This is a genomic window from Flavobacterium macrobrachii, assembly GCF_014486675.1.
Taxonomy (GTDB): Bacteria; Bacteroidota; Bacteroidia; order Flavobacteriales; family Flavobacteriaceae; genus Flavobacterium; species Flavobacterium macrobrachii.
Genome location: NZ_JACTAC010000028.1, coordinates 1 through 18,964 on the forward strand (window position 1 = coordinate 1; position 18,964 = coordinate 18,964).

Annotated in this window: 19 protein-coding genes; 11 read left to right on the plus strand and 8 right to left on the minus strand. The window is 33.5% G+C overall.

Going from position 1 to position 18,964, the window contains the following annotated elements:
- Positions 1-16: 16 nt before the first annotated feature.
- The 3 genes from IAI56_RS07900 to IAI56_RS07910 all read right to left on the minus strand — a co-directional run bounded on the left by IAI56_RS07900 (position 17) and on the right by IAI56_RS07910 (position 2,908).
- Entirely contained in the window at positions 17-781 is a 765-nt protein-coding gene (locus IAI56_RS07900) for a hypothetical protein (RefSeq protein WP_187657355.1), read from the minus strand.
- Positions 782-945: 164 nt separating this feature from the next.
- Positions 946-1,980, minus strand: coding sequence for a tyrosine-type recombinase/integrase (locus tag IAI56_RS07905; RefSeq protein WP_187657356.1), 1,035 nt, complete (start codon positions 1,978-1,980; stop codon positions 946-948).
- A 205-nt stretch (positions 1,981-2,185) separates the two neighbouring features.
- The gene (locus IAI56_RS07910; RefSeq protein ID WP_187657357.1) at positions 2,186-2,908 is read right to left on the minus strand and encodes a hypothetical protein; all 723 of its coding nucleotides are present in this window, start codon (positions 2,906-2,908) and stop codon (positions 2,186-2,188) included.
- Positions 2,909-3,348: 440 nt separating this feature from the next.
- On the opposite strand from IAI56_RS07910, the gene IAI56_RS07915 reads away from it, so the two are divergent.
- The 8 genes from IAI56_RS07915 (at position 3,349) to IAI56_RS07950 (ending at position 11,854) form a co-directional block, all read left to right on the plus strand.
- The gene (locus IAI56_RS07915) at positions 3,349-4,110 is read left to right on the plus strand and encodes a Rossmann-like and DUF2520 domain-containing protein (protein WP_187657358.1); all 762 of its coding nucleotides are present in this window, start codon (positions 3,349-3,351) and stop codon (positions 4,108-4,110) included.
- Positions 4,094-4,621 (plus strand): KdsC family phosphatase, encoded by a 528-nt coding sequence (locus tag IAI56_RS07920; protein ID WP_187657359.1) that lies wholly within the window; start codon positions 4,094-4,096, stop codon positions 4,619-4,621. The genes IAI56_RS07915 and IAI56_RS07920 overlap by 17 nt, the downstream gene beginning before the upstream one ends.
- Positions 4,622-4,671: 50 nt before the next feature.
- On the plus strand, positions 4,672-5,601 hold the full coding sequence (locus IAI56_RS07925) for a geranylgeranylglycerol-phosphate geranylgeranyltransferase (protein WP_342354540.1): 930 nt from the start codon (positions 4,672-4,674) through the stop codon (positions 5,599-5,601).
- Positions 5,594-6,178, plus strand: a complete 585-nt coding sequence (locus IAI56_RS07930; protein ID WP_187657360.1) for a Maf-like protein — start codon at positions 5,594-5,596, stop codon at positions 6,176-6,178. The genes IAI56_RS07925 and IAI56_RS07930 overlap by 8 nt, the downstream gene beginning before the upstream one ends.
- A gap of 5 nt (positions 6,179-6,183) precedes the next feature.
- The gene (locus tag IAI56_RS07935) at positions 6,184-6,714 is read left to right on the plus strand and encodes a mechanosensitive ion channel domain-containing protein (RefSeq protein ID WP_187657361.1); all 531 of its coding nucleotides are present in this window, start codon (positions 6,184-6,186) and stop codon (positions 6,712-6,714) included.
- Between the two features lie 335 nt (positions 6,715-7,049).
- Positions 7,050-7,427 carry a hypothetical protein gene (locus tag IAI56_RS07940; protein WP_187657362.1) on the plus strand — a complete coding sequence of 126 codons (378 nt, stop codon included), beginning with the start codon at positions 7,050-7,052 and terminating at the stop codon, positions 7,425-7,427.
- Positions 7,428-7,516: 89 nt separating this feature from the next.
- Positions 7,517-10,018 carry a PIG-L family deacetylase gene (locus IAI56_RS07945; RefSeq protein ID WP_187657363.1) on the plus strand — a complete coding sequence of 834 codons (2,502 nt, stop codon included), beginning with the start codon at positions 7,517-7,519 and terminating at the stop codon, positions 10,016-10,018.
- A 111-nt stretch (positions 10,019-10,129) separates the two neighbouring features.
- Positions 10,130-11,854: a sodium:solute symporter family protein gene (locus tag IAI56_RS07950; protein WP_187657364.1), complete on the plus strand. Its 1,725-nt coding sequence runs from the start codon at positions 10,130-10,132 to the stop codon at positions 11,852-11,854.
- A 53-nt stretch (positions 11,855-11,907) separates the two neighbouring features.
- Here the strand turns inward: IAI56_RS07950 and IAI56_RS07955 are convergent, their stop codons facing one another.
- Positions 11,908-12,762, minus strand: a complete 855-nt coding sequence (locus IAI56_RS07955) for a DUF2911 domain-containing protein (RefSeq protein WP_187657365.1) — start codon at positions 12,760-12,762, stop codon at positions 11,908-11,910.
- A 136-nt stretch (positions 12,763-12,898) separates the two neighbouring features.
- On the opposite strand from IAI56_RS07955, the gene IAI56_RS07960 reads away from it, so the two are divergent.
- From IAI56_RS07960 to IAI56_RS07970, 3 genes are all read left to right on the plus strand, one after another.
- Complete coding sequence (locus IAI56_RS07960; RefSeq protein WP_187657366.1) at positions 12,899-13,378, plus strand: SRPBCC family protein; 480 nt, start codon at positions 12,899-12,901, stop codon at positions 13,376-13,378.
- A gap of 50 nt (positions 13,379-13,428) precedes the next feature.
- The gene (locus IAI56_RS07965) at positions 13,429-14,127 is read left to right on the plus strand and encodes an SDR family NAD(P)-dependent oxidoreductase (RefSeq protein WP_187657367.1); all 699 of its coding nucleotides are present in this window, start codon (positions 13,429-13,431) and stop codon (positions 14,125-14,127) included.
- Positions 14,128-14,320: 193 nt separating this feature from the next.
- Positions 14,321-15,607 carry a cryptochrome/photolyase family protein gene (locus IAI56_RS07970; protein WP_187657368.1) on the plus strand — a complete coding sequence of 429 codons (1,287 nt, stop codon included), beginning with the start codon at positions 14,321-14,323 and terminating at the stop codon, positions 15,605-15,607.
- Here IAI56_RS07970 and IAI56_RS07975 read toward each other — a convergent pair.
- From IAI56_RS07975 to IAI56_RS07990, 4 genes are all read right to left on the minus strand, one after another.
- Entirely contained in the window at positions 15,604-16,257 is a 654-nt protein-coding gene (locus tag IAI56_RS07975) for a GDSL-type esterase/lipase family protein (RefSeq protein WP_187657369.1), read from the minus strand. The two genes, IAI56_RS07970 and IAI56_RS07975, sit on opposite strands and share 4 nt — an antisense overlap.
- The gene (locus tag IAI56_RS07980; RefSeq protein ID WP_187657370.1) at positions 16,254-16,916 is read right to left on the minus strand and encodes an HAD family hydrolase; all 663 of its coding nucleotides are present in this window, start codon (positions 16,914-16,916) and stop codon (positions 16,254-16,256) included. The genes IAI56_RS07975 and IAI56_RS07980 overlap by 4 nt, the downstream gene beginning before the upstream one ends.
- Positions 16,917-17,046: 130 nt before the next feature.
- Positions 17,047-17,769, minus strand: coding sequence for a tRNA threonylcarbamoyladenosine dehydratase (locus IAI56_RS07985; RefSeq protein WP_187657371.1), 723 nt, complete (start codon positions 17,767-17,769; stop codon positions 17,047-17,049).
- A gap of 194 nt (positions 17,770-17,963) precedes the next feature.
- Positions 17,964-18,530, minus strand: coding sequence for a hypothetical protein (locus IAI56_RS07990; protein WP_239106965.1), 567 nt, complete (start codon positions 18,528-18,530; stop codon positions 17,964-17,966).
- Between the last annotated feature and the right edge of the window lie 434 nt (positions 18,531-18,964).

The following is an 18,964-nucleotide window of genomic DNA, read 5'->3' on the forward strand; positions in this document are numbered from 1 at the left end:
AGCGGTAGTAATTCTTCTATTTCATTCTATATGCAACGTTGAAAATCAAAGAAAATGGTTCGTATTTAGCACTAAGAATTTTCTGTTTACTTTGTTCATACTTCAATTTTGCTTCTGCGTCAAGTGCTTTAAATGCTTCTGCTTTTGCTTCAAAATTTGTAAATAGTTCTTTTAATGCATTTGAATTCCAAGTTCCTGAAACTGTCAAGACACTCAAACCAATTATTACCTTTTCTTTTTTGCCTAATTTTTGACGGCACTGTTCAATTTCTTTATCCAAAAAGTCATTTTCAAGTTGAATGATTTTATATTCTAATTCAATTGTCGCATTAGATTTTGCGTCAACTGTTCGTTTTAATTCGGCAAGCAAGTCTGCTTTTACGTTCTCACTTACATCGGCATATTGATTTATTATTTTTATTAAGTCAGCAGTTACCTTTGAACTGAAATCACTTTTTTTAGTTATGTCAAGTGTTCCGTTTAAAGTTCCACTTTTTAGAGTTTTAAACTCTGTGTCAAGTGGAAGTCTGTCAGAACAAGGAAAGTTGTCGAAAATTCCCTTTTTAAATTTCCGCCCAAAGACTTTCTTAGCATCTCCATCAAAGAGATAGCCTCCTTTAATTGGTGCCCAAATACCAATTGTCGGATTACAATCAGGTGAGCCACAAATTTCGTTGCCTGATAAAGTCTTAAAGTAAGGCACTTGAATTTTGCTTTGAGCAAGAAGAGTGCAAGTTGTCATTATAGCAACTGCAATTGTCAATGTGATTTTTCTTTTCATTGTTTTTGTTTTTAATGTTATTAATTTATTTTTAGTTGAATGTCTGTTATTATTACCGCTAACGTGTATATACTCGCTACTTAGTAGCGACTATACACCCATAATCGGGTAGATTGTCGCTACTAAGTAGCGTATTTATTTCAAATATATAATTAATTTTTTTATTACAAATCATCAAAAGGGCTTTTTATTTGTTGAATGCTTTTCATACTAACGTGTGTGTAAATCTCGGTAGTTTTACTACTGTTATGACCTAATAACTCTTGAATATATCTTAAATCAGTTCCGCTTTCAAGTAAATGTGTGGCATAGCTATGGCGTAACCAATGAAGTGTTACGGGTTTTGTAATGCTTGTTTTTTGTAATGCTTGTTTTAATACTTGCTGCAAGCTCTTATTAGTATAAGGTGTTCCTTCAATTTTTCCTTCAAATAAATAAGTTTTTGGTTTATATAATTTGTAATATTCTCTCAGCATTTCTAATATTTTTTTACTTAAAGGCGCAATTCTATCTTTTTTCCCTTTGGAGTTTTTTAGCAATACAATGTTACGTTTAGAATCAATGTGAACAGGTTGTAACGCCAATAATTCTCCACATCGTAATCCACAACTATAGACTAAGCTCAACATCATTTTATGTTTTATATTACTATGTGCTTCTAATATAGCTTTCACTTCTTCTTTACTCAACACGTTAGGCAAAACCCTAGCTCTTTTGGGTCTGTGAACTTTTTCAATTTCAATACTTCGCTCTTTCACTGTTTTAAAAAATAACTTAATAGCATTGACTACTTGATTTTGATAGGATGCTGACAGCTTATTTTTCAAAATATACTCATTATTATAGATGATTATATCTTCATTCGTGATTTTATCAATGGATTTATTGTTATGAAAAACAAAAAAAGATTTCAAAGCTTCGCTATACGTAGTAATAGTACTTTCACTATACCGTTTAGAGCGAAGATATTGTTTAAATTTCTCTATCGCTTCAATACCTTCCGCTGAGGGCAAACTAACTGTTATTTTAAATCGAATTTGATTTTCAACAGTATTCGGAACATGCCAAAAACCCTTCGACTGGCTCCATCGTGAACCTTCCACTTTTTTTATTCGGGTTATTAAATCGGTGTTTTTTTCAAAAAAAACAGCAATTCGTTTCTCACCTCTATGACTTACTATTTTAGCATTCCAATTCATAATCTTACAAATTTAAACCACAAAAATTAAAAACTAATATCAACCAATTTGGCAAATCAAACACAGCCTCTTTAATCCTTCAATACATAACAAAAAAAGTAAAGTAAACAAAACATAGTGTAACCTTGTGCCAACTTTGAATAACTTAGTGCATCAAAAACCAACCCCAATAAACAAAGCAACCAAAACTAAGTACTCCAAAAAACTAACGCACATCAACCACCAATATTGTTTTATCTATATCAACATCTATCGGAACAAAACCACCATCATTGTTTTGATAAAAATCAACTACCAAAATAGTAAATAATACTCCTATCCTATCTTCAAGCTCATCAACCTCAAACCTCAGCACTTTTTCTACTGAATTAACCTTAAAAAAATGCTTGTCACTTTCACGTAGCAATGCCGCTCCGGTTTCAAAATCAAATGCCAATGAAACAATAGTAACACCAATACTACCCGCACCTTTAGGAACAACAATACCGTCAGTAAACAAAGTCAATGTGCTATCTTCAATATCATATTGTATTGAACTACTCGCATCCGGATTAAAATCATATCCTTTTAATTGCGCTTGCGCCGTTACCGTTGCTAATGCCTTATGCAAAACCCGTTCTCCTCGAGCAGATTGCTCATCAAAAACCAACAATTGCCGCATTTTTTTAGTCAATGAATTCACAACCGATAAGTTGTTTTTCTTAGGTAAAAAAGAAGCCAACACCATACGCAACTGTTTACAAGTAGAAGAAACACGTCCAAACTCAGAAGCATTTTGCCTACTCAAAGCATACTTTGGCGAATTTTTTAACGCCTTAGAAGTAAATCCACTTTTAGCCCTTATAATGATAGCACCATCCAAAGGATAAATTACATAATCTTCTATCCGCTTGGGTAACTTACCTTCATATGATGTGATTTTTGCCATAATTGTATGTTGTAAATCAAGTTTTTTTACTCATTTTTATACTTGAACCTTGTTCGGGTTTTGTTCGGGTCACGTTCGGGGTTGTGGTACCCTAAATTAAACGTAAATATATTCAATTTCTTCCAAAATACATTCATTTGCAAACCTATCCTCTACAAAACCAAAACAGCACCCAAAATAGTAAGCAACAGTATAGCATCGGTATGGCAACGGTATAGCAACGGTATGGTTGTGGTACCCCAATGAAATTAAAAATAAACTACGCTCTTTTCCCTATTTCCCAACTCTAAACTCTCAACATCTTTTTTCTATTCTCTAAATTCTATCTTCCAACTTCCATCTCCCAATATCTTTTCTCTTTTCTCTTTTCTCTTCCCTCTACTTTCTAAATTCTAAATTCTAACTTTTAAAATGTTGCTAATTTTAGTACTTTTGCCATTATGACTAAAGTAGTAGTAATAGGTGCTGGAAATGTAGCGCAACATTTGATTGTAGCTTTTAAAGAAAGCAATCAAATTGAGTTGGTTCAAGTAGTGGCACGCGATGTAACCAAGTTGTCTCACTTACTCAATTCGTCGCTGCTTACTTCGAGTTTTTCTGAAATTAAAAAGGCGGATGTTTATGTGCTAGCGGTTAACGATACTGCTATTGAAGCTGTGTCGAAACAACTTCCTTTTAGTAATCAGTTGGTTGTACATACTTCAGGAAGTGTTGCTATGACTGATTTAGATAGCAACAATAGAAAGGGTGTTTTTTATCCGCTGCAAACTTTTTCTAAAACCAAAGCCGTTAATTTCAAGGAAATCCCTATTTGCTTAGAAGCCGAAAACGAAGCAGATTATAAAACGCTTGAAGCTTTGGCAAAAAGTTGTTCTGATGTTGTGTATAGCGTTTCCTCAACACAACGAAAAGCATTGCACGTAGCAGCTGTTTTTGTATCCAATTTTGTAAACCACCTGTATGCCATTGGGAATGAAATATGTCAAGAAAACCAGCTGGATTTTGATATTCTAAAACCATTAATAACCGAAACCGCCAACAAAGTGCAACTGCTATCGCCAACAGCGGCGCAAACTGGTCCTGCAAAACGCAATGATACTACAACTATCAATAGTCATTTAACTTTTTTAAAAGACCACAACCAAAAAGAAATCTATAAATTGCTCACAAAATCAATTATTGACCATGAAAAAAAGCTATAAAGAACTAATGAACAACATTACTACTTTCATCTTTGATATAGATGGCGTTCTAACGGATAGTTCTGTTCATATTACACCAACTGGCGAAATGCTTCGCATCATGAATATCCGTGATGGTTTTGCAATGAAAGCCGCTATCGAAAGCGGTTACAACGTTTGTATCATTTCAGGTGGAAGCAATGAAGGCGTTCGTATTCGATTGAAAAATTTAGGTATTAATGATATTCATTTGGCTTCGCCAGATAAAGTGGCTACGTTCAATGAATATACTGCATTATACAACATCAATCCGGAGCAAGTTTTATACATGGGCGATGACATTCCCGATTATCATGTGATGCAATTGGTAGGTTTACCAACGTGTCCGCAAGACGCAAGTCCTGAGATTAAAGGGATTTCTACCTATATATCGCATAAAAATGGCGGAAAAGGTGCCGTTCGCGATGTGATTGAACAAGTCATGAAAGTGCAAGGCAAATGGCATTTGTATTATAACGGGAAACATGATTAGTTTTAGATATTAAATTTTAAATATTAGATATAAAATATAGCGTTTACTCAATGATGAAGTACTTGAAATTAATACGTTTTCAAAATTTACTGATGATTGCTTTGATGCAATGCATCATTCGTTATGGTTTTTTAAAATTGCAAAAGGTTGAATTGGCTTTGGCAGATTGGCAGTTTGCTTTATTGGTTTTGTCCACAGTTTTTATTGCAGCTGGTGGTTATATCATCAACGATATTATGGACCAAGAAACAGATAGCATCAATAGACCTAATCAAGTAATCGTTGGTCGAAGCATCAGCGAAAGCATGGCATATAACCTTTATTTTGGGTTTACCATTGCTGGAGCTTTGATTGGGTTTTATCTGTCTAATTTAATTTATAGAGATAACTTTTTTGGCATATTCATCATCACTTCGCTATTGCTTTACATCTATGCTACGAGTTTTAAACAAATAGCGGTTATTGGCAATATATTGGTATCGTTGGCTTTGGCTTTGAGCGTAATTATTGTTGGTTTATTCGATATCATTCCAGCTACAGATCAAGTGAATCGCTTTCAAATGATGCTTTGGTTGGAACTGCTTTTTGACTATGCGGTATTTGCGTTTCTACTCAACTTTATCAGAGAAATCATCAAAGATTTAGAAGATATAAACGGCGATTACAATCAAGGCATGAGAACATTGCCTATCGTTCTTGGTGTTTCGAGAACCGCAAAAGTAGTAGCATTAATAACTGTCATTGCTACGGTAATACTACTTTGGTACATCAACAATCATTTGATGAATTCGGGCTTATACATTGCAACCATTTATGCCTTAGTATTTCTGGTTAGTCCACTGATTTTTGCTGTAGTAAAAGTTTGGACCGCTGCCACTCAAAAAGAGTTTCATTTGTTGAGCAACGTAATCAAAGCGGTTATTTTCTTCGGTATTTTGTTTATTTTAATTGTAAATCTTAACATCAAATTCAATGCTTAGAGAAAAATTAAAAGACTACAAAATCATCTTAGCTTCGGGTTCTCCACGAAGACAACAGTTTTTTAAAGAACTCGACTTAGATTTTGAAATCCGTGTAAAAGAAGTCGAAGAAATCTATCCTGATACTTTACAAGGCGTTGAAATCACTAACTATTTAGCCAAATTAAAATCAGCAGCTTTTGACAATACTATTCAACCTAACGAAATAATCGTTACTAGCGATACTATTGTTTGGCTTGAAAACAAAGCTCTAGGCAAACCAAAAGACAAACAAGACGCATTCTTGATGCTACAATCGATGGCGGGAAAAACTCACGAAGTAATTACATCCGTTTGTTTTAAAACTGTAAACAAAATTGACATTCTAAACTGTGTTACTCGCGTTACTTTTAACCCAATAAGCGATGCCGAAATCCTTTTTTACATTGACAACTACCAACCGTTTGATAAAGCTGGTGCTTATGGTATCCAAGAATGGATTGGCTTAATGGCCATTGCTAAAATTGAAGGTTCATACACCAATGTAGTTGGACTTCCAACGGATTTAGTCTATCGTTATTTATCTAACTTAAAATAAACACTATGGATTTTATAACTAGTTATTCCAAAGAATTAATTGCTACAGGCATTACCTTACTTTTACTGGTAATATTTCGTTTTTTCTTTGCAAAATTGGTTAGAAAATACGCCAAAACCAATCACACTTTTGAGCAAAGAACCAACTTAGTTATAAAATACATTCACATTTTATTAAATATTCTTGCTGTTATAGCTTTAATCATCATTTGGGGAGTTAATAAAGACGATATTCTACTTACTTTTTCATCAGTAGCAACGGTTATTGGTGTTGCTATGTTTGCCCAATGGTCAATATTAAGTAATGTAACTTCGGGGATTATTTTGTTTTTCTTCTTTCCGTTTAAAATTGGTGATATCATTAAAATTCACGACAAAGACTTTCCTATTCAAGCCGAAATAGAAGACATCAGCGCTTTTCACGTCAACCTAAAAACAGCCGATGGCGAAAAAATTACTTACCCAAATAACCTTTTACTTCAAAAAGGAATATCAATTATCAGTCAAGAATTTGACGACAAAGACTTTACGGATTAGTATTATCGCATTCAAAACACTATCCTTTTACTTCAAAAAAACCTTGTTTAGTAAATGCCTCTATGTTAATTATTTAACAAAAAAAGCCATTTATTCATAATTTCTTTGTAAATTAAATCCTCTTTTTATCTACAATCCATCTACCCGAAGTCGGATTTTCGCTCATAAGCAAATACAAAATCATACAACTAAAATTATATTTCATAATTATAAACTTACAATATTGTTTTAAATTACGCATTTTAACGACTTTTTATGTATTTAAACGGAAAATAAACTATATTTGTCACATAATAATTAGATACTTATTTTTAGTATTCTAAAAAAAATTAATCATGAATGCAAGAAAAATACTCTTAGTGATTGCATTTATAGTTTGCAACACTATTACCGCACAAGTTACCTATTTGGATAACAACAATTTAAAGTTTAATCCTCAAAATAATTGTCAGTTACGCTATTTGTATTTTCCAAATATGCATGCCTACTATGATAAATTAAACAAGGTTTATATCTATCAAAACAAAGGAGAATGGATTACTGCCAAAGAACTTCCAACTTTATATGGCGGTTATTCGCTATACTCAAAGGTTAGGGTTGAAATAACCGATTTTGATGACGACAAGCCATATACCCAATTAAAAAATCACAAAAAACAATTTCCTTACAGTAAAAATGGTCATTTTACCTATCAAACTATAGCCATTCATTAACATAACAAATTGTTAAAAACAGCCCAAATAAAACACAACTTTTATTTAATCTGTATATTTGAAGCCATTGCACCATTACCCTAATAAAAATGCAAAAGCTTTACAAATCGGTTATTCTTTTTTTACTAGTATCTTTCCAAATTGGTTTTGCACAACGACCAACTAAACCAACATCGGTAGAAATTTACCATCAAATACAAAAACTGAACTTTCTGGGTTCAGTTTTATACATTGCAGCTCATCCTGACGACGAAAATACCCGATTAATTTCCTATTTGTCCAATGATAAAAAAGCTAGAACAGGTTATTTATCTCTAACTCGTGGCGATGGCGGACAAAACTTAATTGGAACCGAACTACGAGAATTGCTTGGCGTTATTAGAACTCAAGAACTTATCGAAGCTCGAAAAATTGATGGTGGCGAACAGTTTTTCTCTCGTGCCAATGACTTTGGTTTTTCAAAAAACCCAACAGAAACATTAGAAATTTGGGATAAAAATCAGGTTTTGAGTGACGTTGTTTGGGCAATTAGAAAGTTTCAACCCGATGTCATCATTAACCGATTTGATCATCGCTCGCCTGGAACAACTCATGGTCATCACACCGCTTCGGCTATGTTGAGTTTAGAAGCTTTTGATATAGTTAACAATAAAACCATTTATCCTGAACAATTAAAATATGTTTCAACTTGGCAACCTAAACGAATATTTTTCAACACTTCGTGGTGGTTTTATGGCAGCAAAGAAAAGTTTGAAAAAGCCGATAAATCGACACAAACCAAGTTAAACATTGGAACGTATTATCAAAGTTTGGGTAAATCCAATCAAGAAATTGCAGCTTTAAGCAGAAGTTGTCATCAGTCACAAGGTTTCGGAAATACTGGAACTCGCGGTGAAGAAGACGAATATTTAGAATTTCTAAAAGGCGAAAAACTCAACGACAATACTAATCTTTTTGAAGGAATTGACACTTCTTGGAACCGAGTTCAAGGCGGAAAAACTATTGGTGATATTTTAAATGCAGTGGAAAAAAACTTCGATTTCAAAAATCCTTCGGCTAGTATTCCTGAATTGGTTAAAGCGTATGCTTTAATCCAAAATCTATCGGATAAACATTGGAAAGAAGTCAAAACAGAAGAAATCAAGAAAATCATTGCGGCTTGTGCTGGTTTATACTTTGAAGCTGTTGCCGATGTTCAAGAAATTACGCCAGATAGTCCGTTAAAAATTAAACTTGAAGTTATTAATAGAAGTTCAATTCCGATGAAACTTACTGGAATTGGCGCTATTCCAACCTATGAAACTAAAGAGAAAAAAATCATTGATTTAAAAAATAACGTTCCTTTTACCGAAACTACTTCGTTAAACTTAAATAACACCATTGATTACACCAATGCCTATTGGCTTAATCAAGTTGGAACCGACGGAATGTATCGAGTAGATGAACAAGAAAAAATAGGTTTACCCGATGTTATTCGCCAAGTTACCGTTGGATTTTGGATTGAAATTCTGGGTGTGGAAATTCCGTTTGATAGAAAAGTAGTTTACAAATACAACGACGATGTTAAAGGTGAAGTCTATCAACCGCTTGATATTGTCCCAGTTGCTACTTCAACTATTGCTGAAAAAGTGTATATTTTCAACAACGACCGAAGCAAAACCGTAACCGTAAAAGTAAAAGCCGGAAAAGATAAAATTGCAGGAAACGTAAAATTACAACTTCCAGAAAACTGGTCAGTTTCGCCTGTTGAAATTCCGTTTTCGTTAGACAGAAAAGGCGAAGAAGTTTTGGCAGTTTTCAATGTTTCGCCTTCTAAAGAAATTAGTGAAATTGAAATCAAAAGCATTGTAACCGTTGATAATCAGATTTTTGATAAAGAAAAAATCGACATCAACTATCCGCACATATACAAACAAATGGTTTTAAAACCTGCTGTTGCCAATGCCATTCGATTAAAAATTAAAACCAAAAGTGAAAAAATCGCATACATTATGGGTGCAGGCGACGAAATTCCAAAAAGCTTACAACAAATGGGTTATGAAGTAGAAATTATTAAAGCTGAAGCTATTTCTGCTGAAAAGTTAAGTTCATTTGACGTTGTTATCACTGGAATTCGTGCCTATAACGTAGTAAATGCTTTGGCTTACAAACAAAAAATACTTTTAGATTTTGTCAAAAATGGAAAAACTATGATTGTACAATACAACACTTTGGACGATTTAGTTTCTAAAGAAATGGCACCATTTCCATTAAAAATTTCTCGTGACCGAGTTACCGAAGAAGATGCTGATGTTCGCTTTTTAGCACCAAATCATCCCGTTTTAAATTATCCAAACAAAATTACCATTGACGATTTTAAAGGTTGGAAACAAGAACAAGGTTTATATTATCCAAGTGAATGGGACAAAGCATTCACTCCTATTTTATCGGCAAATGATACTGGCGAAAAGCCAAAAGACGGCGCATTGCTTATTGCAAAATATGGCAAAGGAAATTACATTTACACAGGATTGAGCTTTTTTAGAGAGTTGCCCGAAGGCGTTTCTGGAGCATTCCGATTAATAGCAAACATGATTGCAATTGGTAAATAATTATGGAAACAAACAAAAAATCTTCTTGGAAAAATAGCTATACTTGGGTTTTATTGGCCAATGCTATTTACATCATTATCTTTTTTCTACTAATGCAATTATTCTATTAATATGCAACAACTTGACTGGATTATATTATCGGTAACACTACTTTTTATCGTTTTCTATGGCGTTTATAAAACCAAAGGAAGTGCCAACGTAGAAGAATATATTTTGGGCAACAAGGAAACGCCTTGGTGGACAGTTGGTTTATCCGTAATGGCGACACAAGCCAGTGCGATTACTTTTTTATCAACTCCAGGACAAGCATATCACGACGGAATGGGTTTTGTGCAATTTTATTTTGGCTTACCTATTGCGATGGTTGTGATTTCTATGACGTTTATTCCTATTTATCATAAGTTAAAAGTTTACACCGCTTATGAATATCTCGAACAACGATTTGACTTAAAAACACGTTCGTTTACAGCCGTTTTATTCTTAATACAGCGTGGTTTAGGAACAGGTTTAACCATTTATGCGCCATCCATTATTCTTTCGGCTGTATTGGGTTGGAACTTAACGATGTTGAACATCATTATTGGAATTTTGGTAATTATTTACACGTTTACTGGCGGAACAAAAGCGGTAAACGTTACTCAAAAACAACAAATGTTTGTCATCATGAGCGGAATGTTTATCACGTTTTTCTTGATATTACATTATTTGCCAAACGATATGACGTTTTCTAATGCAATGCATATTGCTGGTGCCAATGACAAAATGAATGTACTTGATTTCTCCTTTGATCCCGAAAATCGATATACTTTTTGGAGCGGAATTACCGGAGGTTTTTTCTTGATGCTTTCCTATTTTGGAACGGATCAATCTCAAGTTGGACGTTATCTATCTGGAAAATCAGACAAAGAAAGCCAAATGGGATTAATTATGAATGGTTTCTTAAAAGTACCTATGCAATTTTTCATATTGTTGACTGGCGTAATGGTTTTTGTTTTCTTCCAATTCAATCCGGTTCCGTTACATTTTAATCCAGTAAACCGCGGTGCAATTGAAAAATCAATTTATGCTGATGAATACAATTCACTTGAAAAACAACTCAATCAATTAAGCGAAGAAAAAAAGGAATTCAACTTGTTGTACATCGACCATTTGAACCAAAATTATGACAATCCCATACTAAGAAGAAAACTGAGTTCACTTTCTGAAAAAGAAAAAGATTTACACGACCAAGCCAAAGTTATCATTCAAAAAGTAGATGCCAAAGCCGAAACTAATGATAAAGATTACGTTTTTATCTATTTCATCTTGAATTATTTACCTTCGGGATTAATTGGACTTTTATTGGCGGTTATTCTTTCGGCGGCAATGTCTTCATCGGCTTCGGGATTAACTGCACTGGCTTCTACCACAGCGATTGACATTTATAAACGAAATGTAAAAGGTCAAAAATCAGACAAACACTATGTTGATGCAACCAAATATTTCACATTGCTTTGGGGAATTATTGCTATCCTTTTTGCTTGCGTTGGAACGTTATTTGAAAACTTAATTCAGTTGGTAAACATTGTAGGTTCCATATTTTACGGAACTGTTTTAGGTGTTTTCTTGGTAGGTTTTTATGTGAAATATGTGAAAGCCAATGCTATATTTTTAGGTGCCGTAATTAGTCAAACCACTATTTTCTTCATCTATTATTATGCTATTCACATTCATTCAAATGGACAAGAAAAGCTAGGTTATTTATGGTTGAATTTCATTGGTGCATCGTTAACCGTAATTCTATCGATTGTATTTCAAACCTTTATTAAAAGTAAACCCAAAGAAATTACAGCATAAAAAAAAGCCACGAGAATTAAATTTCGTGGCTTTTATGTTAAAAGAAAGAGTTCTTATTTTTTACTCCATTCTTTAATGCTGTCGTTGTTCATTTTTACATAATCACCGTTTCCAGCTTTTTCAGCAGCAGCCAATGAAGCTTTAGCCGTAGTAATTGCTGCAGCTTTATCACCTAATTTAGCTTGGATTAATGATTTTAATCTCAAATGCCAAAATGGTACATCTTGTCCTTCTTTTACTGAACTTACTGCTTTGTTAACATATTCTAAAGCTTTTTTCAAATCGCCATCCGCTTGATAGAAATATTGTGCTGCAGAAAAATAGTCATTTCCTGTTGGACCAGCTAACACTTTTTCAATGCTAGCCATAGCTGCTTTTTTAGTTGGTACTTCAAACTTGATAGAAACCATTGTTTTTTCCCAAGAAATATCCAAAGTTGCGCTATCGTTAGTCAAGTTATTTACACCAATAGTGAAAGTTTCTACATGGTTTCCTAAAGCCGTTGGATCAACCATAGTGCTCAAAGCTACTTTGTTTGCGTCCCAATTTTCTGGCGTTCCCCAATTTTCAGTATCCGTATAGAAAATAACTTCCCACATATCCGCTTTTGGAGTAGTGAAAATGGCGTACTTACCTTTTTTTAAAGTGTTTCCTTTAATTACTACATCATCACTGAAAGTTACCATTGAGTTTTGGTTTGCACCTGTTCTCCAAAGTTTTCCAAAAGGAACTAAATCACCAAAAACAACTCTTCCTTTTGCACTTGGACGAGAATATTCTACCGTTACATCAGTTAAACCCACAACTTGATTTGCTGTAGTTTTTGGACTTGATTGAGGCGTTTTTACCTGAGCTTCAATAGTGAAATTGGCAATCAAAACTGCCAAAACAAAAATAATTTTTTTCATAATGTTTTATTTAATTGGTCAAATTTACAAATAGTTGAAGACTTCAAATGTTAATTAAAACTTAAATAGCTGTATTTTTGTTTAACAAAACACACAAATAATTAAACACTTTGTATCTTTACGCAAAATAAATGAAATGAAAATCTACAGATTACACACTAAACAAAATTTACCAATTTCAATAGATGAAGCATGGGATTTATTATCAGATCCAAAGAATTTACAGAAAATAACTCCAGATTACATGGGTTTCAAAATTCTTTCTGGTGCAGACAGACCAATGTTTCCTGGACAAATCATTCAATATATAGTTACACCAGTATTTGGAATTCCAGCCAAATGGGTTACAGAAATCACACATGTTGTTGACAAAAAATATTTTGTTGACGAACAACGTTTTGGTCCTTACTCCTTGTGGCATCATAAACATTTTATTAAAGAAATTCCTGGTGGTGTAGAAATGGAAGATATCGTTGATTACAAAGTTCCGATGGGAATTTTAGGTCAATTGGTACATCCTTTTTTAGTTAAACCCAAACTGAATGAAATATTCGAATACAGAAGAAATAAGCTAATCGAAATGTTTGGTGAATTTGATAGTAAAAATTCCAAATAATAACTTTAAATAAAGAGGCCTAAACTGTCTCGTTACTCACAATGACAATCATGAAAAATATATTACTTATTGGCGGTTCCTATGGTATTGGACTTGCCATAGCCAAAGAATTACAATATGAGAATAAAATATTCATTGCTTCAAGAAGCAATGAAGAAATTACAGAGATGAATGTAACTCATATTCCATTTGATGCTACAACTGACACATTGGATACAACAAAATTACCAGAAATAATCGACGGATTGGTATATTGTCCTGGAAGTATTAATTTACGTCCGTTTCGTGGTTTGAAGCCCGAAGCATTTGAACAAGATTTACAAATCAATTTTATTAGTTTGGTGAAAGTTATCCAATCGGTTTTACCCAATTTGACGGCTTCCAATCAATCTAGTATTGTGCTTTTTAGTTCGGTTGCAGCAAGTATGGGAATGCCTTTTCACACCTCGGTTGCTGCTGCAAAAGGTGCCATCGAAGGATTTGCAAAAGCATTAGCCGCAGAATATGCTCCAAAAGTTAGAGTAAATGTTATTGCACCATCATTAACCGATACGCCATTGGCAGAAAAGTTTTTGAGCAATGATGAGAAAAAAGAAAAATCGGCACAAAGACATCCACTAAAAAGAGTTGGAACTTCTGACGATATGGCGCAAATGGCTAGTTTTTTATTGTCTGAAAAAAGCAGTTGGATATCGGGACAAATTTTCCATGTTGATGGCGGAATGTCAACTTTACTTACCAATCAATAAATTCAAGTTCAACTTCACAAATCAAGTTCAAATTCAAAAATCAAGTTCAACCTCAAAATCAATTGGAATTTGAAAATTTAAAATGTTTTTGAAATAAAATTATAATTTTGAAATTGATTTTTGAAGTTGACTTTTGAAATTGATTTTTGAAATTGATTTTTGAAGTTGCTTTTGATATTGAAATTTTAAAAATATGAACATATTCTGGTTTCGACGCGATTTACGATTAGACGATAATGTTGGACTTTTTCACGCTTTAAATGCTGATGAAGAAGTGCTTCCTATTTTTATTTTTGATGAAACTATTTTGTCGCAACTTCCAAAAGATGATGCGCGAGTTACATTCATTCATCAGCAATTAGAAAATATTCAAAGTCAACTGCAAAAGATTGGAAAATCATTAGCTGTTTTTCATGGAAAACCATTTGATGTTTATCAAAAATTAATTTCAGAAAATAAAATCAAAGCGGTTTATACCAATCATGATTATGAACCTTATGCTCGAAAACGCGATTTGGATTTATACCATTTGTTTAAAGAACATAACATCGAATTTAAAACCAGTAAAGACCAAGTTATTTTTGAAAAAAGTGAAGTTGTAAAAAACGATGGAACGCCGTATGTAGTTTATACTCCGTATTCTAACAAATGGAAAGAAAATTTCAAAAAAATTAAGTTAATCGATTACAATTCAGAAGATTATTTAAGTAAAACAGCACTTCACTCCTATCCTTTTTTAAGTTTAGCTGCTATTGGATTTGAAACCTCATCTATAAAAGTTACACCATTTGATGTATCAACAACTTTGATTGACAACTACGAAGCTACTCGAAACTTTCCTGCTCTAAATAAAACATCTTATCTCGGAATTTATCTGCGTTTTGGTGCGGTTTCTATTAGAAAAATGGTTGCCAAAGCACTTGAAAGTAGAAACGAAACGTTTTTAAAGGAATTAATTTGGAGGGAGTTTTTTATGCAAATTCTTTGGCATTTTCCGCATACTAACAAATCGAGTTTTAAACCGAAATATGACGATGTAAAATGGGAAAACAATGAAGTTTTGTTTAAAAAATGGTGTGAAGGAAAAACCGGTTATCCTTTTGTAGATGCTGGAATGCGTGAATTGAATAAAACAGGTCATATGCACAATCGTGTGCGAATGATTGTAGCGAGTTTTTTGTGCAAACATCTTTTAATTGATTGGCGTTGGGGCGAAACCTACTTTGCTAGTAAATTATTGGATTACGAACAAGCAAGCAACGTTGGCAACTGGCAATGGGCAGCTGGAAGTGGTGTTGATGCTGCGCCTTATTTTAGAATTTTCAATCCAACGGAGCAAATCAAAAAATTTGATAAAGACTTAAAATACATCAAAAAATGGATACCTGAACTGGAAACCATTCACTATCCAAAACCTATTGTTGAGCACAAAGAAGCGCGAGAAAAATGTTTGAAAGTTTATAAAGAAGCGGTTGGCTAATTGTTGACCAAATCCTTCATTTTTTCTACCCAAATAGCATATCCTTTAGCATTCATGTGAAGGTTGTCCTGAATATAAATGTCTTTTCTAGGTTCGCCGTTTTCTAGCATATCATCCCAAATGTTTACGAAAGTTGCGTTCTTTTTATTTTTCATAAACTGGCTAATCAATTTATTTGTTGCCATCATTCGGTCTTTCATGTGCCAACGAGAAATAGCTGGTTTTAAAGAAACAAAGATAATTGGAGTTTCTGGGAATTGCTTTCTCAAGGTTTTATAGAACGTTTTATATCGCTTGAAAACCATTTTCGGAGTTACTTTTTCTGAGCTTGCAATGTCGTTTTCTCCACAATAAATGAAAATCTTTTTTGGCTTGTATTTCAAAACTACATCGTTTTGAAAATAAATCAAATCCAATAAGGTTGCGCCACCAAAAGCACGATTTACAATATTTTGATTATTAAAATCTGACTTTACGTCTTTCCACAATCTGAAAGAAGAACTGCCTATAAAAAGCAACATTCCATCATTCGGCTTTTGAATACTGTCTTGTTTTCTGAAAGCTTTTATTTCATTGGTAAATTGATTTTCTTGCGCAATTGTATTGACAGAAATAAAAAGTATCGAAAGAAGTAAAATTAGTTTTTTCATTGTTGTTTTATATTTTTAACAACACTGAAATCCAACTCATTAAAATGAGTAATCACTCTGTCCGCTTTTGAATAGTCTTGTAGTTTAGAATGAAAACTATCATATCCAACACAATAAATATTTGCCGATTTTGCTGCTTGAATTCCGTTGGTGCTATCTTCAATCACGATGCAATTTTCTACTGGAGTTTGAGCCAATTCGGCTGCCTTTAAGAAAATAGCAGGATGTGGTTTCGACTTTGGAAAATCTTCACCTGAAACTTTATGTGTGAAATAGTGATGCAAATTAAATCGATCAAAAATACGCTCAATAGTAACATTTGCCGATGATGATGCCAAGACCAATTGCATTCCGTTACTGTGTAAATCTTTAATCAAATCTTCTACTCCATCCAATAAATACAAATCTTCTTTGCTGTCAAAAGCGTCATTAAATAAGTTGCGTTTGGTTTCGACTAGGGTTTGAACGTCTTGTGCTAAATTGTAGGTTTCTTTTAAGCGCTCGTAGATATTTTTGGTAGAATTTCCCGTAAACGAAGCATACATTTCTGAAGAAACTTCAATGTTTAGTTGTTTAAAATGTTGCACATAAGCATAATGATGAACGGGTTCTGTATCCACTATCACGCCATCCATGTCGAATATTACGGTTTGTATCATTTCTTTATTGTATAATGTATTGCTGTATAATGTATTGTTGTATATTGTATGACTGAATTATTTTACAATATACATTTTTACAGTATACAGTATATCTTTTTACAATACACACTATTCCGTTTCCAAAAAACTATTTACTCTTTTTCAATAAATATTTCACCACTGTTTCGGCGGCATGAAGTCCAAAAAGGCATGGCATCCAGCTGTTTGTTCCGTAGAATGATTTTTTGAAATTTTTTCCATCAGTCAGTTTAATACTAGATTGATCGGGTACTTCGGTAGAAAAAACGGCTTTAATTCCTTTGGAAATTTTTTGTTCTTTTAATCGTTTGCGCATGTTTTTTGCTAACGGACAATATTCGGTTCTACTAATATCGCGAACTTTTACCATGCTTGCTTCATATTTTCCGCCTGCACCCATGCTTGATATTACTTTTACCTTTTTACGTTTGGACGCAATTAATAAATTTAATTTTGGTGTTACACTATCGATGCAATCGAGAACGTAATCAAAATCGGTAGTTACAATTTCTAGTGCTCTTTCGGGAGATAAAAATTCTTCCAAACGCGTTAGATTTAACTCTGGATTAATATCCATTAATCTATTACCAACAACATGAACTTTTGGTAAACCAACGGTGGAATGCAATGCTGGTAATTGTCTGTTTATATTGGTAATATCTACCACATCGCCATCGACAATAGTCATGTTTCCCACACCAGCACGAGCTAAAAACTCGGCTGCAAACGAACCCACACCGCCTAAACCAACTACTAAAACATTGGCATTTTTTAGATTGTTTAATCCTTCTGCTTTAAATAATAATTCTGCTCTTTCTTGCCACTTTGCCATCGTTATTCAAAATTTTAAAGTGGCAAAAATAGGGATTTTTCAGGAGATTAGGAGGTAAGATTAATTACTTACTCGACAAAACAAAAAATTAGTGTAAATGTATTTTAATCCGATTTTTAGTCTTACGATTAAGTTTAACTTATTACTGACTAAAAAATTGAAAGTAATGTAATCCTTTCCAAACCTGACAGGTTTTAAAAACCTGTCAGGTATACATCCACCGCCATTACACCTTCCAGAAAGTCAATAACTTTTACTTCTTCAAAAAAATCAATTTCGGTTTCGTGAGGTAGAAAATCAGAGATAATCCTAACGATAAAATCCTGTGGTTTTTTTAGATACATAAAGGTGTAATCTTCCATATTGACTACGGTTTTCTCGGCTAAATCGGTAGTGCGCACAAATTTATCTGAGGTTAACGAAGCCAAGCACGGCAAAGCCAACTTAGGTTCGGCAAGGATTGGCGCACCGTTTTCAAACAAACCACCTTCGTAGCCATAGAGCGAAGCATTAGTGATTTCTATAGGTTTACCCAGTTGAAGATAATCGGGTAAGTGCGTTGCTTTTCCAACCACAGCAGCAAAACCCATCAAGACACAAACATCGTGTGGCGGCAACTGCATCATGGCTTTAGCCGTGCTTTCACGACCAATACCGGAAACAATTACCTGATAAGTAGCATTCAAATTAGGAATACGAGCCAAAGCGTTCAGCACTTTCTCGCGCTCAATGTCCATTGGAGTAAGGATGATTATCTTCAAAGTTATAGTATTAAATTTCTTTTGTCTTTTATTCAGTTGCAAGTTCAAACACAAAGCAAAAAAATATATCCAAAATAGTATCGGAGTTGTCCACTTCCATTATTGGCTCTGAGTATGATATTAAATATACTTATATTAACAATTGTATTTAATTTTATTGACTAAAAAAATAATCAAGTACAAATAGGTAGAATATTAGTGGTAATAGTAAAACTAATAATCCGAAAAGCTTAGATTTTCTGTAACAATGAAAGCCCAAATAACAATTTCCTATCAAAATTAATGGATATAAATTAATCACTACAAAATATAATATCCTAGGGAATAATGAACCTGGAGCATCAAACATAAATATTGACATGAAAAAAATGAAAGGCCACAATAAAATTGTAGAAGACACTAACATAGCTATAACTAAAAGCCATGTTGGCAAA

Excerpts from the sequence above, each read along its gene's own strand:
- IAI56_RS07900 (WP_187657355.1), bottom strand. The coding sequence starts at position 781 with ATGAAAAGAAAAATCACATTGACAATTGCAGTTGCTATAATGACAACT.
- IAI56_RS07905 (WP_187657356.1), bottom strand. The coding sequence starts at position 1,980 with ATGAATTGGAATGCTAAAATAGTAAGTCATAGAGGTGAGAAACGAATT.
- IAI56_RS07910 (WP_187657357.1), bottom strand. The coding sequence starts at position 2,908 with ATGGCAAAAATCACATCATATGAAGGTAAGTTACCCAAGCGGATAGAA.
- IAI56_RS07915 (WP_187657358.1), top strand. The coding sequence starts at position 3,349 with ATGACTAAAGTAGTAGTAATAGGTGCTGGAAATGTAGCGCAACATTTG.
- IAI56_RS07920 (WP_187657359.1), top strand. The coding sequence starts at position 4,094 with ATGAAAAAAAGCTATAAAGAACTAATGAACAACATTACTACTTTCATC.
- IAI56_RS07925 (WP_342354540.1), top strand. The coding sequence starts at position 4,672 with ATGATGAAGTACTTGAAATTAATACGTTTTCAAAATTTACTGATGATT.
- IAI56_RS07930 (WP_187657360.1), top strand. The coding sequence starts at position 5,594 with ATGCTTAGAGAAAAATTAAAAGACTACAAAATCATCTTAGCTTCGGGT.
- IAI56_RS07935 (WP_187657361.1), top strand. The coding sequence starts at position 6,184 with ATGGATTTTATAACTAGTTATTCCAAAGAATTAATTGCTACAGGCATT.
- IAI56_RS07940 (WP_187657362.1), top strand. The coding sequence starts at position 7,050 with ATGAATGCAAGAAAAATACTCTTAGTGATTGCATTTATAGTTTGCAAC.
- IAI56_RS07945 (WP_187657363.1), top strand. The coding sequence starts at position 7,517 with ATGCAAAAGCTTTACAAATCGGTTATTCTTTTTTTACTAGTATCTTTC.
- IAI56_RS07950 (WP_187657364.1), top strand. The coding sequence starts at position 10,130 with ATGCAACAACTTGACTGGATTATATTATCGGTAACACTACTTTTTATC.
- IAI56_RS07955 (WP_187657365.1), bottom strand. The coding sequence starts at position 12,762 with ATGAAAAAAATTATTTTTGTTTTGGCAGTTTTGATTGCCAATTTCACT.
- IAI56_RS07960 (WP_187657366.1), top strand. The coding sequence starts at position 12,899 with ATGAAAATCTACAGATTACACACTAAACAAAATTTACCAATTTCAATA.
- IAI56_RS07965 (WP_187657367.1), top strand. The coding sequence starts at position 13,429 with ATGAAAAATATATTACTTATTGGCGGTTCCTATGGTATTGGACTTGCC.
- IAI56_RS07970 (WP_187657368.1), top strand. The coding sequence starts at position 14,321 with ATGAACATATTCTGGTTTCGACGCGATTTACGATTAGACGATAATGTT.
- IAI56_RS07975 (WP_187657369.1), bottom strand. The coding sequence starts at position 16,257 with ATGAAAAAACTAATTTTACTTCTTTCGATACTTTTTATTTCTGTCAAT.
- IAI56_RS07980 (WP_187657370.1), bottom strand. The coding sequence starts at position 16,916 with ATGATACAAACCGTAATATTCGACATGGATGGCGTGATAGTGGATACA.
- IAI56_RS07985 (WP_187657371.1), bottom strand. The coding sequence starts at position 17,769 with ATGGCAAAGTGGCAAGAAAGAGCAGAATTATTATTTAAAGCAGAAGGA.